The sequence below is a fragment of the Meiothermus sp. genome, assembly GCF_026004075.1.
GTDB lineage: Bacteria > Deinococcota > Deinococci > Deinococcales > Thermaceae > Meiothermus.
Map to the genome: position 1 here is coordinate 1,789,578 of NZ_BPIK01000001.1, position 21,235 is coordinate 1,810,812.

Below are 21,235 nucleotides of genomic sequence, written 5' to 3' on the forward strand. Positions count from 1 at the left end.
CTACCAAGAAAGTGCATGCCGTTGCTGCTTCTATCCTTATAGTTTTGGATGAGGCCCTCCAGTAAGCTCGGCACGAACATCCCTTTTTGATGTACAATCGGAACCTGGTTGCAGAGGTATACCTATGGCAGAACCCGGCATCGACACCCTTCTGGCCCTGACCGATTCGAAGTATCGCCTGACCGTAGTAACGGCCAAGCGAGCCCAGCAGCTTTTACGCTACGACTTCAAGAACACTGTACTGAGCCCCGACGAGTACCCCCGGATGCGCACCCTGGAAGGCGACAAGCCAGACCCCAACGCTGTGACCTGGGCTATGCAGGAGCTCAAGACCGGGCGGCTTCTAATCGGTGAAAACTTAATCCCCGAAGATCGGCTCACCAAGTTTCTCGATCAGATGTATCCACGCGAGGTCGTCGAACCCGCAGATTAAAACAAGGTGCTGTTTGGCGCGTGCGGGCTGCTCAGAGCCAGCCCGCATCTTCATGCATGGAGCAAGGAACGGTAAAGCTTCCTATATCGCATTATTTCTTGGTGCATTAGCTGTGCTGGCCCTGTATAATCTCAATCCGGTATTCAGGGAGTTGCTATGGCAAGCAAGGAGCAGCGGCATCGTGCCATCCAGGAAATTATCAGCCGGGAAAGTATTTCTACCCAGGCTCAGCTCGTGGAGCGGCTACGAAAGATGAACTTCGACGTAACCCAGGCCACGGTCAGCCGGGATATTAGCGAGATGCGTCTGGTACGAGTTCCACTGGGGCGAGGCAAGCATAAGTACGCCCTGGCCCACCTCGAGCTCTCCGAAGATGTGATGGACGAACTCCGACGCATTTTTCCCACCTTTGTGCGAGACGTAGATCGTGGAGAAAACATCGTGGTGCTGAAGGTTTCGGAGGGGCACGCGTCTGGCATTGCGCTCTTGATCGACCGGCTTCGGCGCGACGACATTGTGGGCACCATCGCTGGCGAGGATTCCATTTTGGTGGTGGGCCGCACCATTCAGGCCGCCGAAAATTTACAGGAAGAATTTGAGGCCCTTCTAACCTGATTGCACCTCCTCCAGGCCCAAAGCTGCAGCGCGTGGCCTCTTCAAAGCATAGGCCATTCTGTTATCAACAAAACCAATGTGATACCCTGATCTCTGGGTATGTTAGAGCGCCTCGAGGTGCAAAACCTGGCGGTGTTGGAGCAGGTAACGCTCGAGTTTAGCCCAGGGCTGACCGTGCTTACAGGCGAAACCGGAGCTGGCAAGAGCGTGCTAGTAGACGCCTTATCCCTGCTTCTGGGCGAAAAGGCCGATGGCCTTATACGCACCGGAGCCGAGACTCTGTTGGTCACAGCTTTTTTTGGGGGAAAGAGTCTCTCACGTAGGGTCTCGCAAGGTCGCAGCACGGCCCGTATCGACGGCGAAGTGGTCAGTCTGAGGGAGCTGAGCGAGGAGACCGCCCTGCATCTCACGATTCATGCTCAGCACGCAGCCCTGGCCCTCTTCAATCGTAAGGCCCAGCGCAGGCTGCTCGACTCTCAGATCAAACCGGATTTGCTGGAGCGCTATCAGCGTGCATTTGCACAGTATCAGTCCATTTTGAGCGAGACCGGGCGCTTGGAAGCAGCAGCCCGCGAGCGTGAGCGCAAGCTGGATATTCTGCGTTTTCAGATTGCGGAAATAGATCAGGCCCGGCTGGTCGTGGGAGAAGAGGAGCAGCTTAGGCAAGAGACGGAGCGCCTGCGGCACCTCGAGACCCTGCGTGAGCGGGTTTCGGCGGCGATAGGCGCTCTGAGCGGGGAGGGTGATGCGCTGGGGTTGGTGACCCTGGCCTCGAGGGAGGTCAAAGCGGCGGGCCGCTTTGATGCCCATCTGGAGAGCCTGGGCCGCGACCTGGAGACTGCCCTGGATGCATTACGGGCAGTGAGCCGCGAACTAGAAGATTATCTGGAAAACCTCGAGGCCGACCCCCAACGCCTCGACGAGGTAGAGGCCCGGCTGGCCCTGATCGAGAAGCTGGGGCGCAAGTACGGTGAAGGCATCCCGGCCATCCTCGAGTTTGCCGAGACTGCCCGGCAGGAACTGGTAGAACTCGAGGGGGCCGAGGATCGCCTAAGTCAGCTCTATAGCCAAAAAGAAACAGCCTGGAAAGCACTTCTGGAAGCAGGGCGGCAGCTTACCGAGGCTCGCACCCAAGCTGCCGAGGCGCTCTCACAAAAGGTTGTCGAGGAAATTCGGGCCCTGGGGATGCCTTCAGCGCAGTTTCAAGTAGGGTTGCTGCCTTTGGAGACCCCCGGCCCCGAGGGGCTCGAGGAAGTACAGCTGCTTTTTTCGGCCAACCCCGGCCTGAACCTGGCCCCATTGGAAAAAGCAGCCTCGGGGGGTGAGCTTTCGCGGGTCATGCTAGCCCTGGCCTTATTGACCGGCACCGAGGCCGAAACGGTGGTGTTCGATGAGGTAGACGCTGGGGTAGGAGGTGAGGCCGCCTGGCAGGTAGCCGAGCGGCTTTTCCGGCTGGCCCAGGAACGCCAGGTGCTGGTAGTGACCCACCTGCCACAAATTGCTGCTCGAGCCCAGAACCACTTCCGGGTGGTCAAGCATGAGGCCGGGGTGCAAGTACAGCGGGTACGCGACGAGGAGCGGGTGCGGGAGCTGGCCCGCATGCTCTCGGGCAGCTACTCCGAGGCTGCCCTCGAGCACGCGCGCGAGCTACTGCTGGGCGTAAGCTCGTAACCGTTTAGCCGAGCTTGAGCAAAACCCGCACCCCGTCCGCCACGTACTGCACGGCCAGCGCGGCCAGCAGGATGCCTAACACCCGAGTAATTACGTTGATACCGGTACGGCCCAGCGAACTGGAGAACTTGAGCGCAGCCCTGAGCGACCAGTAGGTCAGAAACAGCACCAGCGCGGCCACGGCCAGCACCACCACGAACCCCCATATCCCCCCCGGGGCCGACCCAGTGAGAATCAGCACCCCGGCCAGGGTGCCAGGCCCAGCGATGAGGGGGATGGCCAGGGGAAAGACCGAGATATCGGTTCGGGCTTGCGACTCGGCGTGCTCCTCGTCGGTCTCGCGCTCGAGCTGGGCATTGATCATGTCCAGGGCGATTTTGAATAGCAGTAGCCCCCCGGCCACCTTGAGGGCCTCGAGGCTGATACCCAGGTGGCGGAGGATCACTCCACCCAGTATGGCAAAGCCCAGTATCAAAAACCCCGCCACCAGGGTCGAGCGCAGGGCAATTTTCTTTTGCTCCTGATAGCTGCGAGTACCAACCAGGCCCAAAAAAAGCGGTATCAGGCCGATAGGGTCTATCAGCACAAACAGGGTCAGAAAGGCCTTAACAGCAAACTCAATCATGGATAGGGTTTTCCTTAGTATTTTCAACAATCCCTACAACAAGCCGTCAGTCTAGCATAGTTCCTGAAGGTCGGGTTCCAGTACGCCGCTCGAGGTATTTTTGTCTTCCCCAAACCCTTATACTGAGGCCACAAGGAGGTTAACCATGATTCGCACTGTCGCCCTCGTAGGGCACAGCGGCAGCGGAAAAACCACCCTCGGCGAAGCGCTTCTTTACTTCACCGGGGGCAAGGATCGCATGGGCAAGGTAGAAGAGGGCAGCACTACCTCGGACTATACCCCGGAGGAAAAAGCCCACCGGGTCTCAGTTCGCACAGCGGTGCTGCCCCTGACCTACCAAGGGCACCGCATTTACCTGCTCGACGCCCCAGGCTACACCGATTTCGTGGGGGAAATACGGAGCGCCATGGAAGCCGCTGATTCGGCGGTAGTGGTAGTCTCGGCGGAAACTGGTGTGCAGATTGGCACCGAGCGGGCCTGGACGGTAGCCGAGCGGCTGGAGCTACCCCGGATGGTGGTGGTCACCAAGCTGGAAAAAGGGGGCGATTTTTTTGCGCTGCTCGAGGATCTGCGCTCCACACTGGGGCACATCCTCCCGGCGCACCTGCCGCTTTATGAAAACGGGCAGTGGGTTGGGCTGATTGATGTGCTGCACGACCGGGCCTTCCGCTACGACAAGGGCCGCCCGGTGATTACCAGCATCCCCGAAGACCAGAAAGCCCAGGTCGAAAAATACCGTAACGAAGCCCGCGAAGCCATCATCGAGACCGATGAAAGCCTGCTGGAGAAGTACCTCGAGGGCGGCGAAGTGGAGGAGGTGGCCCTCTCGAGGGCCTTCCACGAGGCCGTGCGCAAAGGCCAGGTTTTCCCGGTAGCCATCGGCTCTTCGGGGGCGCTTATCGGGCTGGATATGCTGCTCGACCTGTTCCTCGAGGCCCTCCCCTCCCCCGAAGAACGCTGGGGCCAGGGCAGCCCGGCGGCCAAGGTGTTCAAAGTGCAGGTGGATCCCTTCATGGGGCAGGTGGCTTTTGCCCGGCTTTACCGCGGCAAGCTCAAGGCTGGCGACACCTTGCAGTCAGACAACGGCACGGTTCGGCTGGCCCACCTCTACACCGCCAAAGGTAAGGATTTGATCGAGCTCGAGGAGGCCGAGGCCGGAACCATCCTGGCCCTGCCCAAAGCCGATAGCCTGCACAAGGGCATGGAACTCTGGCAGGGGGAACGCCTGGAGTTTCCCTCGGCCCGCCTGCCCGACCCGGTCGCGATGGTGGCTATCACACCCGAGTCGCGCGCCGATGAGGCCAAACTCGGCGACGCTTTGCGCAAGCTGCTGGAAGAAGACCCCAGCCTGAGGTTCGAGCGCAACCCGGAGACCGGCGAACAGATTCTGTGGGGTATGGGCGACCTGCATCTCGAGACCGCCAAGGAACGCCTGGCCGACTATGGGGTCAAAATCATCAGCCGCCCCCCCAAAATCCCCTACCGGGAGACCATCCGCAAAAAAGCCGAAGGGCAGGGCAAGCACAAAAAACAAACCGGCGGGCACGGGCAGTACGGCGATGTCTGGCTGCGGCTCGAACCCCACCCCGACTACGAGTTTGTCTGGGAGATTACCGGCGGGGTGATCCCCACCAAGTACATGGAATCAGTAGAGGCGGGCATCAAAGAAGCAGCCAAGACCGGGCCGCTGGCCGGTTATCCAGTGATTGGTTTTAGGGCTGTGGTCTATCATGGCTCTTATCACGATGTGGATAGCTCAGATATGGCCTTCCAGCTGGCCGCCCAGCTAGCCTTCCGCAACGTGGTCACCCAGGCCAGTCCCACCCTGCTCGAGCCCATCTACACCCTGAAGATTTTTGTTCCCCAGGATCGGGTGGGCGATATTTTGTCGGATATGCAGTCGCGCCGGGGTCGCATCCTGGGCATGGATCAGGAGGGGGCCCTGGCCGTGGTGAGCGCCGAAGCCCCCCTGGCCGAGGTGCTCGAGTACAGCCGTACCCTGTCCGGGCTCACCCAGGGCACCGGTGCTTATAGCCTCGAGTTCTCCCACTACGCCGAAGTACCCCCCAATCTGGCCCAAAAAGTGATTGCCGAGCGGCAGAAAGCTGAGGCCTGAGCAAAGCGGTACAGCTACCTGTCAAGGCAAAAAATCGCACACTGTAGAAACCCGGGCGAGTACCATGAATCCATGGCTCGCCTGTTGATTTTTGTACTCCTTCTCCTTGGCTCGGCTCTGGCCCAGAACTTGCTTGCCCTGGCCCCTCAAGGGGCGGTAGCCGGCTTTTACCTGAACGACCTGCGCGGCAGCCGTTACCTGAGCGGGCTGGCCGCCGACTGGAAACAAAGTGGAATGGAAGCTCTGCTCAACCGTGAATTGCAGCAACAAGCCGGCTCCGAGGCGGCGCTTCTGGGAATTGCCGCCGGAGGTCTAGCAGCAGCACTTTATACCGATGGATTTTTCGTGATTGCCCGCCCCAGCGCCGAAGCCATGCAAGTGCTGCGTCGCGAGACCAAGGGGCTGCGGCCCCAGGGCGGCTGGCTGGTAGGGGGGGATCGTGAGGTCGAGATGGGCTTCAGCCGCGATCTGGTGTTTATGGCCTCCCCCAAGTATGCCCGCTTATTCCTGCAAAACCGCCGGGGTCTGCAAGCCCCGGTACGGGGGGATATCGTGCTATGGGGGGCCCCGCCGCAAGACCTCCTGCGAAGCCTGGATCTGCCCCCTCGAGCCCTAGGTGCAGCCCGAACCTTCCGCCGCTTTAGCTACGCCATCCAGCTCACCCCCGGAGGCTACACCGACGAGAGTCGTCTGGAGCTAAACCCCGCCTCCGACCCCGCCCTGGCCAGCCTTTTATTACCCAAAGAGCAACCCTATAACGCAGCCGATCTGCCCAGGGGTTTATCCGTAACGACCGGGGTATTCGACCTGAGTCGGTTTGGGGCCTACCTGCCTGGCTTGCTGCGCGAGTTCGATGTGCGGCTGAGCCTGGATCTGAGGGCTTTTGGAGCACGCTTTGCTACCGTTACGGTACAGGGGCCACCCCCTGCGCGGGACGGACTGGGCGAGGGCCTGCTGGGTCACAGCCTGATCTACTGGGAGCTGCGCGACCCCCCCACCGCCGAGGCCAATCTGCTGGCGCTTTTGCAAAGCCTGGCGGCCTTCTCGAGCCCCGACGGCCAGGGCGGTTTCAGGGTGCTGGGCAACGAGGGTGACTTTAAGGCCGTGGAGGTAGGGCTGGGTGGGGTGCTGTACTATAAGCTCGAGGCCAACCGGCTGATTCTAGCCACCAGCAAAAGCGCCCTGGCCGCGGTCAAAAACCCCACCTGGCGTACAGATCCGGGCTTCCAGCGCTTCCGTGTGCGCATACCGGCCAATGCGGTGGGCTACACCTTCGCCAACCAGGGCGCTATTTTGCAGCAACAGTTTGGTTCGTTGAACGATCTGCTGCCCCTAACCATCGGTCAAGGGGATGCACTCGAGCGCGATCTGATCAAATCCTTTGGCAGCTTCCTCGAGCTTGTGGGTAAACGTTTTGGTCTGGGTCTTTCCTATGCGGTGGTGGAGGGCAACAGTCTGGTTAATCGAGGCTTTTACGAGGTGCGGTGGTAGAAGGCTGCATAGGCTTGCCGAAGTAAACGATACTGCCGAAATGCGATCAGATGCCAAATCTGTGTACGTAGCGTATAGAGTGGCTCTGAGAAAGAACCCGGCGATATTCCGCAGTCAAAAAACCTGGTTGTCTTCTTTTAGGGATGGGGGCGAAAGTAGAGTTAATCACGGCAAAACGCCGCAGTGGGCATACTCGAAGTTCGCTTTCGCTTACCGTATCGGAGTCGGGCAAGCCAGGCTGAGGCGCTTCAGGGGGTCTCTTTGGCTGCTATAGAAGCGGCATCACACCGCAGCGACGAGAAAACCTCGAGCGCCCCATCGGAGCCTACTGATTAGCTCGCTGGTTTTATCGAGTGAAAAAGCGAAAGGAAAAAGCCAGTACTACAAAAAGCACGCCCAATACAACGGTAATCCGGTACAGGCCTCCGGTAATCCCGCGGGTGCTAAAAAGGTCAGTCGAGCCGCCAAACATATCGCCCGCCCCCTGCTTGGGTTCTTGCGATAGCACCAGGTAAACCAGAAACCCAGCCACAGCGATATAAATGAAAATTACGATGTTCTGTAAAAACTCCACTTGAGGCCTCCACAGCTACGGGGGATGGTTGGTGCCGGGAATGGGACTCGAACCCACACGGCTGTTAACCGTCCGATTTTGAGTCGGGTGCGTCTACCAATTCCGCCATCCCGGCACGCTCGCTTACTTCTGGCATAGTCGCCAGCAAGACTAAACTATAGTGCCTTTTGCACGGTTTCGCAAGCCGATACTGAGAAGTGCTGCCAGAATTACCGCCCAGTCCCCAAAACGTACGTAGGGGGTATGGTGTTGCAGAATACCAAACTCCCCCGCCAGATAGGCCGCCTGTCGCTGCGGTATGCGGGCCATGACCCGCCCGTAAGGGTCGATGATGGCGGTTACCCCATCGTTTCCGGCCCGCAGCAGCCAGCGGCCGGTTTCAACAGCCCGCAGCCGGCCCATCTGGAAATGCTGTAACCCGCCAAAGCTGGGGCCATACCAGGCATCGTTGGAGCCCAGCTCCAAAACTTGTGCACCATTCAAAACCAAACCTCGCGCCACCGACGGGAAAACCGATTCGTAGCAGATAAAAGCACCGTAGTTATCTAAGGGTGTATAGGCCGTACCTGGCATGCGGCTGCCCAGGTCGCCGTCGAAGCCAAAGGCTCGAAAAAAGAAGCGATAAACAGGGCGCAAAGCTTCGCTCCAGGGAAAGTATTCCCCAAAAGGAACCAGCCGGTTTTTGTCGTAAAAGTGGGTAACTTGCCCGCTCCAGAGGCGTACTACCCGGTTGGTTATGCCCGTTTCCAGACCGCTGATGAGTTCGCGGTGGCCCAGCAGGGCTACCAGTTGAGGCGAAAAGCCCGCAACGGCCGTCTCGGGCCAGACCACCACCGTTACATCGGGGTGGGCCTGCAAGCCCTGGCGAGTGAGTTGCAGGTAAGTTTCCTCGGCAGAGGCCCCCTCGAGCTTCCGCAAGGGGTTGATGTTCCCCTGCACCAACAGGGCTTTTTCGTTCGCTTGAAGCGCGGGGAGTGGGATGCTCCATAGCCCCACCCAGCCCAGCAGCAGCCCGGCCAAGCCCAGGGCCGGGGCCGAGAAAACCACCGGGTCGGCGCGCAGCCGTTGCCAGGCTGCATATACCCCCACGGCCATCCCCAATACCACCAACGAAAGCAAGTAAACGCCCCCCAGGCTTGCCAGCACCCGGCCAGGGGCCTCGACCAGGGCATAACCCATAAAACCCCAGGGAAAGGCGATCTCGCCCAGGGAGGTGAGGTATTCCTGCACCACCCAGAGCCCGGCCCGGGCCAGGGGACGGCCACGGGTCAGGCCAAAGACCACCCCCCAGAGGGCAGCTTTGATCAAGACCAGCGGCAGGTAGGGCACCGCCCCCCAGGGCGTTTCAAACAACACCACAAAACTCAGCGGGAGCCAGACCAGGTGCACTGCCCAGAAACCAATTCCGGCCAGCAGACCAAAGCGGAAGCCCCCCCGGGTCAAGAGCCAGATCAGGGGCAGTGGGGCCAGAAATCCCAGCGGTGTCGGCGGCAGACAGAGCGCCAGGGCCATACCCAAAAGAAGCGGGGTCCAAAACTGCACGGAATAAAGCATACGCGGTCGGGTTGTAAAAAGCCTGAACTTCGAGCCCAAAGCCCCAACCGGCCAAATGGGCCATCCCTTTGGCCGGTTCGTGTCAAAATGAAGCCGTCATGCGGCTGGGGATCATTGCCGAAATTCACGCCAATCTGCCTGCGCTCGAGGCCGCCCTCGAGGCTTTGCGCAAGGAAGGAGTCGAACAGGTGTTGGCGGTTGGGGATCTGGTCGGCTACGGCCCCCATCCCCGCCAGGTGATTCGCAGGCTCGACCGCGAGGGTATTCCCTGTGTGCCGGGGGCAGCCGACCTGCGGGTGGCCTATGCCCTGCCCGCGCCGCCGCGGGAGGGCATCGCCGAGACTACCATCGCCTGGACGCGCGAACAGCTCGGCCAGCGCGAGCTGCACTTCCTGCGCAACCTGCGCTCGCGCCACCGCTACGACACCCCAGGGGGCCGCCTGATGGCCTTCCACGGCTCACCGGAAGACCCCGAACACAAAATTGACCTGAATGAAGCGCATCCCCAGGAAATTCTGAGGATGCTCGAGTCCATCCGCTCGCGCTACGCGGTGGTGGCCGGCAAGCACATCCCCTTTCGTCGGGCGGTACACAGGGGCGTGGTCTTTGATCCGGGCTCGGTGGGCCTGAGTTTGGGGGGTGAGCCGGGGGCCGACGTGCTCATTCTGGAGGACGATATCCACGGCGAGGTGCTCCACCGGTTCTTGAAGCTACCCTACGACTACGGCCAGGTGACCTTCGACCTAGCAGCCTGGGAGCTACCCGAGGTGCTGGCAGAGGTGGTGCGGCAAGGGCGGTTTCCTCAGTAATACTCAGCCCTGTCTTTCCAGCAGACCCCGCGCCAATCCCGCCACCTGCAACACCGGGTCGCGGCGCAGCGGTTCAAGCGAAACAAAATCACCCAGCCGGGCCAGGGCCTGGGCGGCTGTGGCCCGCACCACCGGATTCACGTCCTGGGCACCCCGGCGTATCAGGGGCAGGTAGTCCGGGTTGCCCAGGTTGGCCAGCACCACCAGCGCGTTGCGGGCCATGCGGGTGCGGCCCGGGCGCAGGAACACCGTTCCAGCGTATTTGCGTTCGAAGGCCTTGGAGGAGAGGTAGAAAAAGTCTTCGAGGTTGGGGTAGGCCAGCTCGGGTTCGGGGACAAAATCCTGCCAGAAAGACCTGGCCTTGCGGTTCCAGGGACACACCTCCTGGCAGATATCACAGCCAAACAGCCAGTCGCCAATGCCCGCCCAAAGCTCGCCCGGAATCGGGCCGCGGTGCTCAATGGTCCAGTAGCTGATGCACAAGCGGGCGTCCAGGGTTCCGTCGCCCAGCAGGGCCTGGGTGGGGCAGCGGGCCACGCAGCGACTGCACCGTCCGCAGCGGTTGGGGTAGGGCTCTGACGGGGGGGGCTCGAGCGAGGTGAGGAGCACCGCCAGCGTAAGGTAGGTGCCCTCCCCCATCCGCATCAGCATGGCGTTGCGGCCAATCCAGCCCAGGCCCCCCAGCGCGGCATAGGAACGCTCGGACAGCGGGCCGGTGTCCACGTAGCCCTTGGCTTGCAGGCCCAGGCGCTGGGCCAGGTGTTCCAAGGCCTCCAAATGCGGCTGTATCAGGCGGTGGTAATCGCGCACCCAGGCGTAGCGGGCCATCCGACCCAAACGGAGACCGCCGGGGGGTTTGGGGGGCGGCGGGTAGGCGTGGGGGGCGGCCAGCACCAGCACGCTGCGGGCCCATGTAAAGCGCTGGGAAGGGTTGAGCCGGGTTTCCAGGTTCCGGGGCAGGTAGGCCATCCCAGCTTGCTTGCCTTCGGCCAGCCAGTCGCGGTAGCGCTGCTGGGTTTCCTGTGGCAAGTCCAGGCCGGCCCAGGCGGTCAAAAAGCCCCGCTCCTGCGCTGCTTGGGTAAGCGCTTCAGCCACCTGCACACGCCAATTGTCTGAGGTTTAGCAGGTAAATACAAGCCAGGAAGCCCGCTGCATACATTTGGTATACCGTGCTCTACAATAGCCGTTGTGAGCGTGAACGCACCGCGTGACTTTTTCGCCGAGCAAGGGATTGAACCCCTTACCGCCCAGGGCTATGCCCAGGAGGCCCGCGCCCAGGCCTTCCCCTATCTGAAGGCCCTCTCAGAACGGGTGCTGGTCTACGACGGGGCCATGGGAACCGAGATATTCAAGTACAACCTGAGCGACGCCGACTTTGGAGGGCCCCAGTACAGCGGCTGCCCGGAAATTCTGAACCGCACCCGTCCCGACGTGATTGCCGCCATTCACCGGAGCTACCTCGAGGCTGGCGCCGACGTGATCGAGACCAACAGCTTCGGCTCAATGCCCCACGTGCTGGCCGAGTATGGCCTCGAGTCCGAGGCCGAAGACCTGGCCTACGCTGCCGCCCAGATTGCCCGCGGTGAAGCCGATAAGAAGTCTGCTGAAAAGCCCCGCTTCGTGGCGGGGTCGCTGGGGCCAGGCACCAAGCTCATCTCGCTGGGGCAGATCGGCTGGAAAGAGATGTTTGAGTCATACCGCACCGCGGCCCGCGGCCTGATCCGGGGCGGGGTGGATCTGCTGATCATCGAGACCTGCCAGGACGTGCTGCAGGTGCGCTGCGCGGTGCTGGCCTGCCGCCAGGCCATGCAAGACCTGGGGCGGGAGGTGCCCTTGCAGGTACAGGTCACCTTCGAGGCCACCGGCACCCTGCTGGTCGGCAGCGACGACGGGGCGGCCCTGACCGTACTGGAAAGCCTGCCGGTGGATGTGGTGGGCATCAACTGCGCGGTGGGCCCCGACCTGATGGACACCCACGTCCGCCATTTCTGCCAGCACAGCACCCGCTGGGTGGCCTGCCTGCCCAACGCCGGGCTGCCCCGCAACGAGGGGGGCCGGGCCGTCTTCGACCTGACCCCCGCCGAGCTGGCCCGCTGGCAGCTCAAGTTCGTGCAGGAGTACGGGCTGAATGTGGTGGGGGGGTGCTGTGGCACCGGGCCGGAGCATATCCGGGCGCTGGTCGAAGCGCTGGGGGGTTGCCACGCCCCACAGCTGCGGGGCAGCCAGCAAAAGCAGACTCCTTCCCCGCTGGGCCAGGTGGCCAGCCTCTACCAGAGCGTACCGCTGCGGCAGGATACCGGCATTCTGATCGTGGGGGAGCGCACCAACGCCACGGGCAGCAAGAAGTTCCGCGAGCTGTTGTTTGCGGGCGACTTCGACGGCATGGAGGCCCTGGCCGCCGAACAGGTGGCCGAAGGGGCCCACGTGCTGGACGTCTCGGTGGCCTGGACCGGGCGCGACGAGGTGCGCGACATGCGCGAGGTACTCAAGCGCTTTGCCACCAGCGTGCCGATTCCCATCATGGTGGACACCACCCAGCCGGAGGTGATGGAGGAAGCCCTCGAGCACCTGGGGGGGCGGGCCATTCTGAACTCGATCAACCTGGAGGACGGCCTGGAGAAGTTCGACCGGGTAGCGGCTTTAGCCAAGCGACACGGCGCAGCCCTGGTGGCCCTGACCATTGACGAGGACAAGGAAGCCGGCATGGCCAAAACCGTGGAGCGCAAGGTGGAGATCGCCCTGCGCATGTACGAGCGGCTGACTCAGGTGCACGGCATCGCGGGCGAGTCCATTCTGTTCGACCTGCTCACCTTCCCCATCACCCAGGGCGACGAGGACACCCGCAAGCTGGCCCTATGGACCATCGAGGGCATCCGCCAGCTCCGCCAGCAGCTTCCCGAGGTGGGGTTTATTCTGGGCATCTCCAACGTATCGTTTGGCCTCTCGCCCCAGGCTCGGGTGGTCTTGAACTCGGTGTTTCTGGACGAGTGCATCCAGGCCGGCCTGACCGCGGCCATCCTGAACGCCGGGAAAATTCTGCCCATCAACCAGATTTCCCAGGAGCAGTACCAGCTGGCCCTGGATCTGATCTACGACCGGCGGCAGTTCGGGCCCGCCGGCGAGGTGACCCACGACCCGCTCTTCGCCTTTGTGGACTACTTCACCAAAAACAAGGTGGACAAGACCCAGGCCCGCGACCCGCTGGCCGGCCTCGAGCTCGAGGAGCGCCTCAAAAAACGCATCATCGAGGGGCGCAAGGTGGGCCTCGAGGCCGACCTGGAACAGGCCCTGGCAAAGTACAGCCCGGTGGAGATCATCAACCAGATTCTGCTGGAAGGCATGAAGGTGGTGGGCGATCTGTTCGGTGCGGGTAAGATGCAACTGCCCTTCGTGCTGCAGGCCGCCGAGACCATGAAGGCTGCGGTGCGCTACCTCGAGCCCCGGATGGAAAAGCTCGAGGGCGTCCACAAGGGCACCCTGGTGATCGCCACGGTTAAGGGCGATGTGCACGATATCGGCAAGAACCTGGTGGACATCATCCTCTCCAACAACGGCTACAAGGTGGTGAACCTGGGCATCAAAAAACCCATCGAGGAGATTCTGGCCGCGGTGGAGGAACACCAGCCCGACGCGGTGGGCATGAGCGGGCTCCTGGTCAAGAGCACCGTGGTGATGAAGGAAAACCTCGAGTACATGGCGGCTCGAGGCATCAGCCTGCCGGTGCTGCTGGGTGGGGCCGCGCTCAACCGGCACTACGTGGAAAACGACCTGCGCCAGACCTACGCCACCGGCCCGGTTTATTATGCTTCCGATGCCTTCGATGGCCTGCAGCTCATGGAGGAGCTGACCGGCCACGCCCCGCCCCGCCTCACCAGCCGCGAGGTGAGCGGCCACAAGTACAAAACCGCCTACGAAATTTTGCAGGAGAAGCTGATGGCCGGTTCAGAGTACATCCCTTCCAACACCCCCCCCGCCCCCCGCATCCCCAGGCCGCCCTTCTGGGGCCGGCGGGTGGTGGACAAAAGCGAACTGGAGGTTGGGGTCATCTCCCGCTACGTCAACAAAAACGCCCTCTTCCGCGGGCAGTGGGGCTTCCGCAAGGGCGAGATGAGCCAGCCCGAGTACGAGGCCTACCTCGAGCGGCTGGCCGAGCCCATGTTCGAGGAGATGGTCTTGCAGGCCATGGCCGAGGAGTGGCTCGAGCCCGCGGTGGTCTACGGCTACTGGCCGGTGGCCTCGGACAAAAACGAGCTGATCGTCTTCGACCCCGAGTCCGGGGCCGAGCTGTTTCGTTTCAACTTCCCCCGCCAGATGGGAGCGGGTTCGCGCCATCTGTGCATCGCCGACTTCTTCCGCCCCCGCCATGCCCCTCCCATCGGGAACGAGCCGGACTGGTTCCCGCCGGCGGCCTGGGCCAACGGGGCGCGCGACGTGCTGGCCGCCCAGGTGGTCACCATGGGCCGCAAGGTCTCGCAGGTGGCCCAGGAGCTGTTCCAGTCCGATGCCTACCAGGACTACCTCTACCTGCACGGCTTCTCGGTGGAGATGGCTGAGGCCCTGGCCGAGTACTGGCACAAGCGCATCCGCCAGCAGCTCGACATCGCCCAGGACGACGCCACCAGCTTAGAAGAACTCTTCCGCCAGGGCTACCAGGGCAGCCGCTACAGCTTCGGCTACCCGGCCTGCCCCCGCTTAGAAGACCAGAAGTACCTGCAAGAGCTTCTGCAGTGGCAGGAGATTGGGGTGGAGCTGAGCGAGGAGTACCAGCTTCACCCCGAGCAGTCCACCAGCGCCATTGTGGTGCACCACCCGGCGGCCAAGTATTTCAATCTTTAGTTTCCGCCAGCACCGCCTCGAGCCGGCCCAGGTGGGCCTCGAGCGCCTCGGGGGTATCGGCCCGCAGGGTGATGTGCCCCACCTTGCGCCCGGGGCGCACCTCCTTGCCGTACCAGTGCAGGTGGGCCCCCGGAATTTCCAGCACCCGCGCAAAGTCGGGCTTCAGGCCAATCAGGTTCAGCATGGCCGCCTGGCCGCGGGGGGCGGTGGCGCCCAGCGGCAGGCCCAGAATGGCCCGCAGGTGGTTTTCGAACTGGCTGGTCTCGGCCCCCTCGATGGTCCAGTGGCCGGAGTTGTGCACCCGTGGGGCCATCTCGTTGGCCCAGAGGGTGCCCTCCACCTCGAATAACTCAATAGCCAGAACCCCCACGTAGTCCAGCTTCTCCAGCACCCGCGTGGCGATGCGCTCGGCCTCGTGCTGCAAGCGGGCCGGGGTGGCCGGGGCGGGGGCCCGGCTCTTGCGCAGAATGCCCCCGGTGTGCTGGTTCTCCACCAGCGGGTAGAAGGCCATCTGCCCGCGGGTGTTCCGCACCGCCAGGATGGAAAGCTCGCGCTCGAAGGGCACGAAGGCTTCTAGAATCAGGGGCTGCCCGCCCAGAAGGGCCCAGGCCGCCTCGAGGTCGGCGGGCGAGCGCAGGAGCTTCTGCCCCTTGCCGTCGTAGCCCAGCCGCCGGGTCTTGAGCAGGGCCGGCCATCCGGTGCGCTCGAGGCCGTCCAGCAGGTCGTTGCGGGTCAGCACCGGGTAAAACAGGGGGGTGGGGATGCCCAGCCCCTGAAAAAAGGTCTTTTCGGCCACCCGATCCTGGGCCACCTCCAGCGCCCCGGGCGGGGGGTACACCGGCCGGTGCTGGGCCAGCCGGGCCGCCGCCGCCACCGGTACGTTCTCAAACTCGTAGGTCAGGAGCGAGAGCCCCTCGGCAAACCGATCCAGCGCCCCTTGGTCGGCATAGTCGCCCACCACCAGCTCGGCCAGTTGGCCCGCCGGGGCCTCGGCCGCCGTGTCAAAAAACCTGAACCCAAGCCCCAGCGGATACCCCGCCAAAGCCAGCATACGTCCCAGTTGTCCACCGCCCAGAACCCCTATCTGCACGCCTATAGCCTACTTTAGGCTGAAAAAAGAGCCAACCCAGCCCACCTTAGCTCCTCAATCCAGCCTTGGCACCGGAAATAACAGACGCTCAATGGGCTGCTGCGGCGGCCAGTCGGCAGCAGGCACCGGCTGGCCCACCAGATAACCCTGCACCAGGTCGCAACCGTTATTGTGCAGCCACACGAGCTGCTCCTGGGTCTCGACCCCCTCGGCCACCACCTCGGCCTCGAGGCTGTGGGCCAGGTCAATGGCCGCTCGGATCAGTTTCTCGTCCCGCACGCTGGTACCCAGGTAACTGATAAAGCTACGGTCTATTTTGAGCCGATCGAGGGGCAGTTGGCGCAAATAGCCCAGCGAGGCATAACCGCTGCCAAAGTCGTCAATGGCAATCTGTACCCCCAGGGCTTTGAACCTGCTGAGGGCCTCTCGAGCCTGCTCCGGCTCGCGCAGCAACACGCTCTCGGTGACCTCGAGGGTGAGCCACCGAGGGTCGGTTTCCGCTCGGCGCAGTGTCTCCAACAGTTCGCGCACCACCTCGGGTTGTATCAGCGACTGGGTCGAGATGTTCACGGCGAGGCGGTAATTGAAACCCTTCTGCTGCCAGCGCTTAAGCTGCAACAGGCCTTTTTGTAAAGCCAGCAGATCCATCTGCTCAATCAAGTGCACCTCTTCGGCCAGAGGAACAAAATCCGATGCCCGCAAGGTAGCTCCCTGATGGGGCCAACACAAGAGGGCTTCGGCTTCCTCTATACGCCCTGCCCGAAGATGCCAGATGGGCTGGTACAAGAGCTCAAACTGCTGCTCCTGGATAGCCTTACGCATCGCCGCTTCAAATTGCAGCCGTTCCTCGGTATATGGGCTTGTAGCCGCATCATAGATAACCACCCGGCTGCCTGAGTCCTTGGCCTGGTACATGGCAATGTCGGCTACTTTCAATAGCTCAACAAAAGTGCGACCATCTTTGGGAAAACTGGCAATTCCCACACTTACCCCTAGACTGGGCAGTTTATAGGCAGGGTTGCTCGATCCTAGGGTGCTGCGTATCGCCCTGGACATACGGAACGCCACCTGCCGGGCCTGTTCTGCATCGGTATTGAACAAAATGCAGGCGAACTCATCGCCGCCCAGGCGGGCCAGCATATCCTCGGAACGCAGTTGTTTGCTCAGTACTTGCGATACTTCTACTAAAAGCTCATCGCCTACATCGTGGCCCAGTGTGTCATTTACGGTTTTGAAGTTATCGAGGTCGAGGTACAGGAGGCTCACCGGTATCTCCCGCTGGCTGGCCTTGTACAGCAGTTCTTCGGCTGCTCGCCGCAATGCCCGGCGGTTGGGTAGCTTGGTGAGTTCGTCGTGGTAGGCCATATACTCCACATAAGCCTGCTGTTGCTTGCGCTCGCTGATGTCGCGCATCCCCACCACGATGCCCTGCAAAGCCCCCTCTTCGCTCCAAACAACATTGACCAGGCTCTCGATCCACACCGCATGCCCGTCCTTGTGCCTGCAAGCACACTCGGCGGTATAGACCCCCTTTTCCCGGATGGCCCGCAAACCCTCTCGCCGAACCTTAGACCACTGGGCCCTGTCCGTCAGGATGGAAGCAGGCTTACCCACCAGTTCCTCGGGGCGGTAGCCCAGCACCTGTTCAACCGAGGGGGTGACGTACTGCACCCTGGCCCAGGGATCGAGCAACAGCACCACGTCCCGGATGGAGTTGGTAATCTGGCGCAAACGGTACTCCCGCTCCCGCAAGGCCTCTTCGGCCCGACGTCGTTCGGTCACATCACGTCCATTCACCACACTTCCAACAGGGTTTCCTTGCTCGTCGAAGATAAAGTTGACCAGGGTGTCAATCCAGACATAGTGCCCCTCTGCATGGCGATAGCGGCCCTCGAGCTGGTACGAGCCAGCTCCAGCCAGACTTTGTTCAGCCAAGTGCATGGCTTCCTCGCGGTCTTCGGCGGCCAGGTAATCGAAGGCAAGCTGGCCCAGCATCTGATCCGGGTGATACCCCAGCAATCGCTCAACCGAAGGCGTTACATAGCGTAAATAGCCCCGTGGATCGGTGAGAGCGACCACGTCCTGCATGGCGTTAGTGATCTGCCGCAGCATCTGCTCGCTCTTGCGCAGTTGTTCCTCGGCCTCGCGGCGGTCTTGAATCTGCCGTGCTCCCAGCACCATACGGACGGGGTTGCCCTCGAGGTCGTAGACAAAGTCGAGCTGGGTCTCGAGCCAGACCTTCGAGCCATCCTTGTGGTGGTGCTGGTACTCCAGCCGCAAGGGCCGTCTTCCCTCTCGCGCAGCCCGCACCGCCTCCAGCACCCAGTTGCGGTCTTCTGGTTCAAAAAATTCGAAAGCGTTGCGGCCTACCAACTCCTGTGGATCGTAGCCCAGCGCCGCCTGCACCGAGGGGGTAACGTACTCGATCAGGCCCTTCGGATTCAGCATCATGACAACATCGCGCATCGAGTTGGTCAGCTCGCGCAAGCGCTGCTCGCTTTCCCTTACGGCTTGCTCAGCCAAGTAGCGCTCGGTCACATCCCGCAGGCCGACCACTACACCCTGAAAAACCCCTTCGGGCGAAAAAAGAAAACTGATGGAAGCTTCCAGGATGCGCCGTTCGCCGTCGGGGCGTTGATACGAAAAGCCCACCAGGGCCACATGGCTTTTAGGCGTGGCCTCGAGCACCATTTGGCTAAAGATGCGCTGTTGCTCAGTATCTAGCAGGCTATAAACCGAACGGCCTACCACTTCTTCGGGCCGCCAGCCCGCCACCGTATATACCGATGGGGTCGCGTACTGGATCTGGAGGTTAGCATCCGCCAACAAAACCACGTCTCGCACGGTCTCGGCAATCTGGCGCAGCACCTTTTCGCTCTGCAAATGCTCTCTTTCGGTCTGTTCCAGGGCCGTAACGTCTTGCCCAATGGAGGTAATTCCTACCACCCGCCCCTGCCCATCCCGCAGCACCGTGTTATTCCACACCACCGCCCGCTGCTCGCCGCTCCGGGTCAGAATGCGGTTTTTGTACTGGGGCATGATTGTCCCCTGGGCTATCTGCTGCTCAAAAGCTGCTTTTAGATTGTCGTCCTCAGGCACAAACAGCTCGAACCAGTCACGCCCGGCTATTTGAGGCCAGCTCCAGCCGGTGAGCTCGAGCAGACACCGGTTACAAAACATAATGCGACCTTCCCGGTTCAGTCTGACCACCAGCAACGCCATTTCCTCAAAGGCTCGGTCGGTCTGGCGATCGTCCTGCAAATCCCAAAAGCCACCCGACCCCCGGTACAACCAACCCAGCAGCCCCAACAACAGCAAGGCGGTTAGGGCCAAGCCCCACAAGCGAGTCTCTATACTCCACGCCACCACGAGCAAAGCCAGCAGCGCTGCCGCCGGCCATGCCCAGTCCACGGTGCGTTGGCTACTCACTTAGCTTAGTTTAGTGCATTGGGAAACAAAGCCCGGCCCAAATGTGGAATGGCATCATTCATCGGGGATCGGGTTCGGCCAGCACCGCCTCGGTCTGGGTTTTGCGATACTGTGCTAAGGCTGCTTTGCACGGGGGGTATTTGTTGGCCAGAATGCTCACGGCCAGCAACGCGGCATTGATCGCGCCGGCACGGCCAATTGCCAGGGTACCCACCGGCACCCCGGCCGGCATCTGCACGATGGACAGGAGCGAGTCCAGCCCTTTGAGGCTCCTGGACTCCACCGGTACCCCCAGCACCGGCAGGCTGGTTTTGGCCGCGGTCATGCCGGGCAGGTGCGCCGCGCCCCCGGCCCCGGCGATGATGACCTCGAGGCCCCGCGCCTCGGCTTGCTCGGCGTATTCAAACAGCAAATCCGGGGTACGGTGCGCCGAGACCACCCGCACCTCGTAGGGCACCTGTAGCTGCTCTAAGGTCTGTGCAGCGTGCTGCATGGTTTCCCAGTCCGACTTCGAGCCCATGATCAGGCCCACCAGGGGGTGAAGGGGTAGCTCCATGTGGCCTCAGTTTATCGCGCAGGCAGCACTTCGGCGAACCGGCACGCCCGCCTATCGACTGGGTGGCCTGACCTGATTTAGGGCTGACAAAAACTGTATGGACGGGTTAAGGTCGAGGATTCCTTGCGCATCCCAAGATCCAGGTTGACCTTAGAATCGTATAGCATGGACACCCTGGAGCTACTTCGCGCCAACCTGCTCTCCCCTGCCGTGCTGGCCTTTGCCCTGGGCATTGTGGCTACCCTGGTCAAGTCCGATTTAAAAATTCCCGATGCGCTTTATACCACCCTTTCGATCTACCTGCTGCTCTCCATCGGGCTCAAAGGTGGGGCTGCCCTTGCCACCACGCCCTTCGCCGAAGTATGGAAACCCGCATTGGCTACGCTGGCTTTGAGCATAATCACCCCGCTCCTCTCGTATACCACCCTGCGCCGCCTGGGGCGCTTTGACGTGGTCAACGCGGCGGCCATTGCCGCTCACTATGGCTCGGTCTCAGCGGTTACCTTCATTGCCGCCACCACCTTCATGCAAGCGGCAAAGCAGCCTGTGGAGGGGTTCTTGCCAACCCTGGTAGCCATTTTGGAGGTTCCGGCTATCGTGATCGCCCTGCTGATTGCCCGTCGCAGCCTGGGAGGGGGCTCACTGGGTGAAGCGGTACGGGAAATTTTCGCCGGGAAAAGCGTTTTGCTGCTGGTAGGGGGTTCGGTGATGGGGTTCCTGACCGGGCCCGAGGGTCTCAAGCAGGTAGCAGCGGTGTTCGTGGAGCCTTTTCGCGGTGTGCTGGTGCTGTTTTTGCTCGAGCTGGGGATGATAGCCGCCAAGCGCCTGCGCGACTTGCGATCGGTGGGGGGCTTCTTGGTTGGTTTTGGGATTGCCATGCCGCTGATTCAGGGCAGCCTGGGGGTATGGCTGGGCAGCCTGGCCGGCATGTCGGTGGGGGGGGCGATGGTGCTGGGCGCCATGGCCGCGAGCGCCTCGTATATTGCTGCCCCGGCCGCGGTGCGCATCGCCCTGCCCCAGGCCAACCCCAGCTACTATCTCACCGCCTCGTTGGGCATTACCTTTCCCTTCAATCTGACCCTGGGCATCCCCATCTATTACGCTATTTCTCGCTGGCTGCACGGAGGTAGTTAATGGCCCTGGTTTCACTCAAGCTGGTTACCATCATCGCCGAGGGGTTTCTGGAAGAAAAGCTGGTGCGAGACATCAAGAAGCTTGGGGCCAAAGGCTACACCATCACGGCTGCCCGGGGTGAGGGCAGCCGGGGGGTGCGGGCCAGCGAGTGGGAAGGAAGCAACATCCGCCTGGAAACCATCGTAAGCCCCGCCGTGGCCGAAAAAATCCTGAACCACCTGGCCGAGGTGTATTTTGCCAACTATGCGGTGATTGCCTTTGTGGAAAACGTCGAGGTGGTGCGGGGCGATAAATACACCTAG

Annotated in this window: 16 protein-coding genes and 1 tRNA gene; 9 read left to right on the forward strand and 8 right to left on the reverse strand. The window is 61.8% G+C overall.

Annotated features, from left to right (window positions below; genetic code table 11):
• Positions 1-124: 124 nt before the first annotated feature.
• From rpoZ to Q0X18_RS08680, 3 genes are all read left to right on the forward strand, one after another.
• Positions 125-433 carry a DNA-directed RNA polymerase subunit omega gene (gene rpoZ / locus Q0X18_RS08670; protein ID WP_297561079.1) on the forward strand — a complete coding sequence of 103 codons (309 nt, stop codon included), beginning with the start codon at positions 125-127 and terminating at the stop codon, positions 431-433.
• Positions 434-589: 156 nt separating this feature from the next.
• Positions 590-1,048 carry an arginine repressor gene (gene argR / locus Q0X18_RS08675; protein WP_297561081.1) on the forward strand — a complete coding sequence of 153 codons (459 nt, stop codon included), beginning with the start codon at positions 590-592 and terminating at the stop codon, positions 1,046-1,048.
• A 99-nt stretch (positions 1,049-1,147) separates the two neighbouring features.
• A complete protein-coding gene (locus tag Q0X18_RS08680) occupies positions 1,148-2,719 on the forward strand; it encodes a DNA repair protein RecN (protein WP_297561083.1) in 1,572 nt (523 codons plus the stop codon).
• A gap of 4 nt (positions 2,720-2,723) precedes the next feature.
• Here Q0X18_RS08680 and Q0X18_RS08685 read toward each other — a convergent pair whose 3' ends face one another.
• A complete protein-coding gene (locus tag Q0X18_RS08685) occupies positions 2,724-3,344 on the reverse strand; it encodes a MarC family protein (RefSeq protein ID WP_297561085.1) in 621 nt (206 codons plus the stop codon).
• Positions 3,345-3,489: 145 nt separating this feature from the next.
• Between Q0X18_RS08685 and Q0X18_RS08690 the strand changes: the two genes are divergently transcribed.
• Positions 3,490-5,460: an elongation factor G gene (locus Q0X18_RS08690; protein ID WP_297561088.1), complete on the forward strand. Its 1,971-nt coding sequence runs from the start codon at positions 3,490-3,492 to the stop codon at positions 5,458-5,460.
• Positions 5,461-5,532: 72 nt separating this feature from the next.
• Complete coding sequence (locus Q0X18_RS08695) at positions 5,533-6,951, forward strand: hypothetical protein (RefSeq protein ID WP_297561090.1); 1,419 nt, start codon at positions 5,533-5,535, stop codon at positions 6,949-6,951.
• A gap of 346 nt (positions 6,952-7,297) precedes the next feature.
• Here Q0X18_RS08695 and secG read toward each other — a convergent pair whose 3' ends face one another.
• From secG to lnt, 3 genes are all read right to left on the reverse strand, one after another.
• Positions 7,298-7,525 (reverse strand): preprotein translocase subunit SecG, encoded by a 228-nt coding sequence (gene secG / locus Q0X18_RS08700; protein ID WP_297561092.1) that lies wholly within the window; start codon positions 7,523-7,525, stop codon positions 7,298-7,300.
• Between the two features lie 29 nt (positions 7,526-7,554).
• Positions 7,555-7,640: transfer RNA gene (locus Q0X18_RS08705), tRNA-Leu, on the reverse strand.
• A gap of 35 nt (positions 7,641-7,675) precedes the next feature.
• The gene (gene lnt, locus Q0X18_RS08710) at positions 7,676-9,037 is read right to left on the reverse strand and encodes an apolipoprotein N-acyltransferase (RefSeq protein ID WP_297563047.1); all 1,362 of its coding nucleotides are present in this window, start codon (positions 9,035-9,037) and stop codon (positions 7,676-7,678) included.
• A gap of 140 nt (positions 9,038-9,177) precedes the next feature.
• Between lnt and Q0X18_RS08715 the strand changes: the two genes are divergently transcribed.
• Positions 9,178-9,888, forward strand: coding sequence for a metallophosphoesterase (locus tag Q0X18_RS08715; RefSeq protein WP_297561094.1), 711 nt, complete (start codon positions 9,178-9,180; stop codon positions 9,886-9,888).
• 3 nt (positions 9,889-9,891) lie between these two features.
• Here Q0X18_RS08715 and queG read toward each other — a convergent pair whose 3' ends face one another.
• The gene (gene queG / locus Q0X18_RS08720; RefSeq protein ID WP_297561096.1) at positions 9,892-10,989 is read right to left on the reverse strand and encodes a tRNA epoxyqueuosine(34) reductase QueG; all 1,098 of its coding nucleotides are present in this window, start codon (positions 10,987-10,989) and stop codon (positions 9,892-9,894) included.
• A gap of 87 nt (positions 10,990-11,076) precedes the next feature.
• Between queG and metH the strand changes: the two genes are divergently transcribed.
• Positions 11,077-14,724: a methionine synthase gene (gene metH / locus Q0X18_RS08725; protein WP_374707510.1), complete on the forward strand. Its 3,648-nt coding sequence runs from the start codon at positions 11,077-11,079 to the stop codon at positions 14,722-14,724.
• Here metH and Q0X18_RS08730 read toward each other — a convergent pair.
• From Q0X18_RS08730 to purE, 3 genes are read right to left on the reverse strand one after another with little or no spacing between them, the layout of a single operon-like run.
• Positions 14,714-15,814, reverse strand: a complete 1,101-nt coding sequence (locus tag Q0X18_RS08730; protein WP_297561099.1) for a 5-(carboxyamino)imidazole ribonucleotide synthase — start codon at positions 15,812-15,814, stop codon at positions 14,714-14,716. The two genes, metH and Q0X18_RS08730, sit on opposite strands and share 11 nt — an antisense overlap.
• Before the next feature lie 54 nt (positions 15,815-15,868).
• Positions 15,869-19,243, reverse strand: a complete 3,375-nt coding sequence (locus Q0X18_RS08735; protein WP_297561101.1) for a bifunctional diguanylate cyclase/phosphodiesterase — start codon at positions 19,241-19,243, stop codon at positions 15,869-15,871.
• Positions 19,244-19,301: 58 nt separating this feature from the next.
• Positions 19,302-19,799 carry a 5-(carboxyamino)imidazole ribonucleotide mutase gene (purE, locus tag Q0X18_RS08740; RefSeq protein ID WP_297561103.1) on the reverse strand — a complete coding sequence of 166 codons (498 nt, stop codon included), beginning with the start codon at positions 19,797-19,799 and terminating at the stop codon, positions 19,302-19,304.
• A 165-nt stretch (positions 19,800-19,964) separates the two neighbouring features.
• Here purE and Q0X18_RS08745 point away from each other — a divergent pair, with 165 nt between their 5' ends.
• Both Q0X18_RS08745 and Q0X18_RS08750 read left to right on the forward strand, forming a co-directional pair.
• Positions 19,965-20,933 (forward strand): sodium-dependent bicarbonate transport family permease, encoded by a 969-nt coding sequence (locus Q0X18_RS08745; protein ID WP_297561105.1) that lies wholly within the window; start codon positions 19,965-19,967, stop codon positions 20,931-20,933.
• On the forward strand, positions 20,933-21,235 hold the full coding sequence (locus Q0X18_RS08750) for a P-II family nitrogen regulator (protein WP_027887776.1): 303 nt from the start codon (positions 20,933-20,935) through the stop codon (positions 21,233-21,235). The genes Q0X18_RS08745 and Q0X18_RS08750 overlap by 1 nt, the downstream gene beginning before the upstream one ends.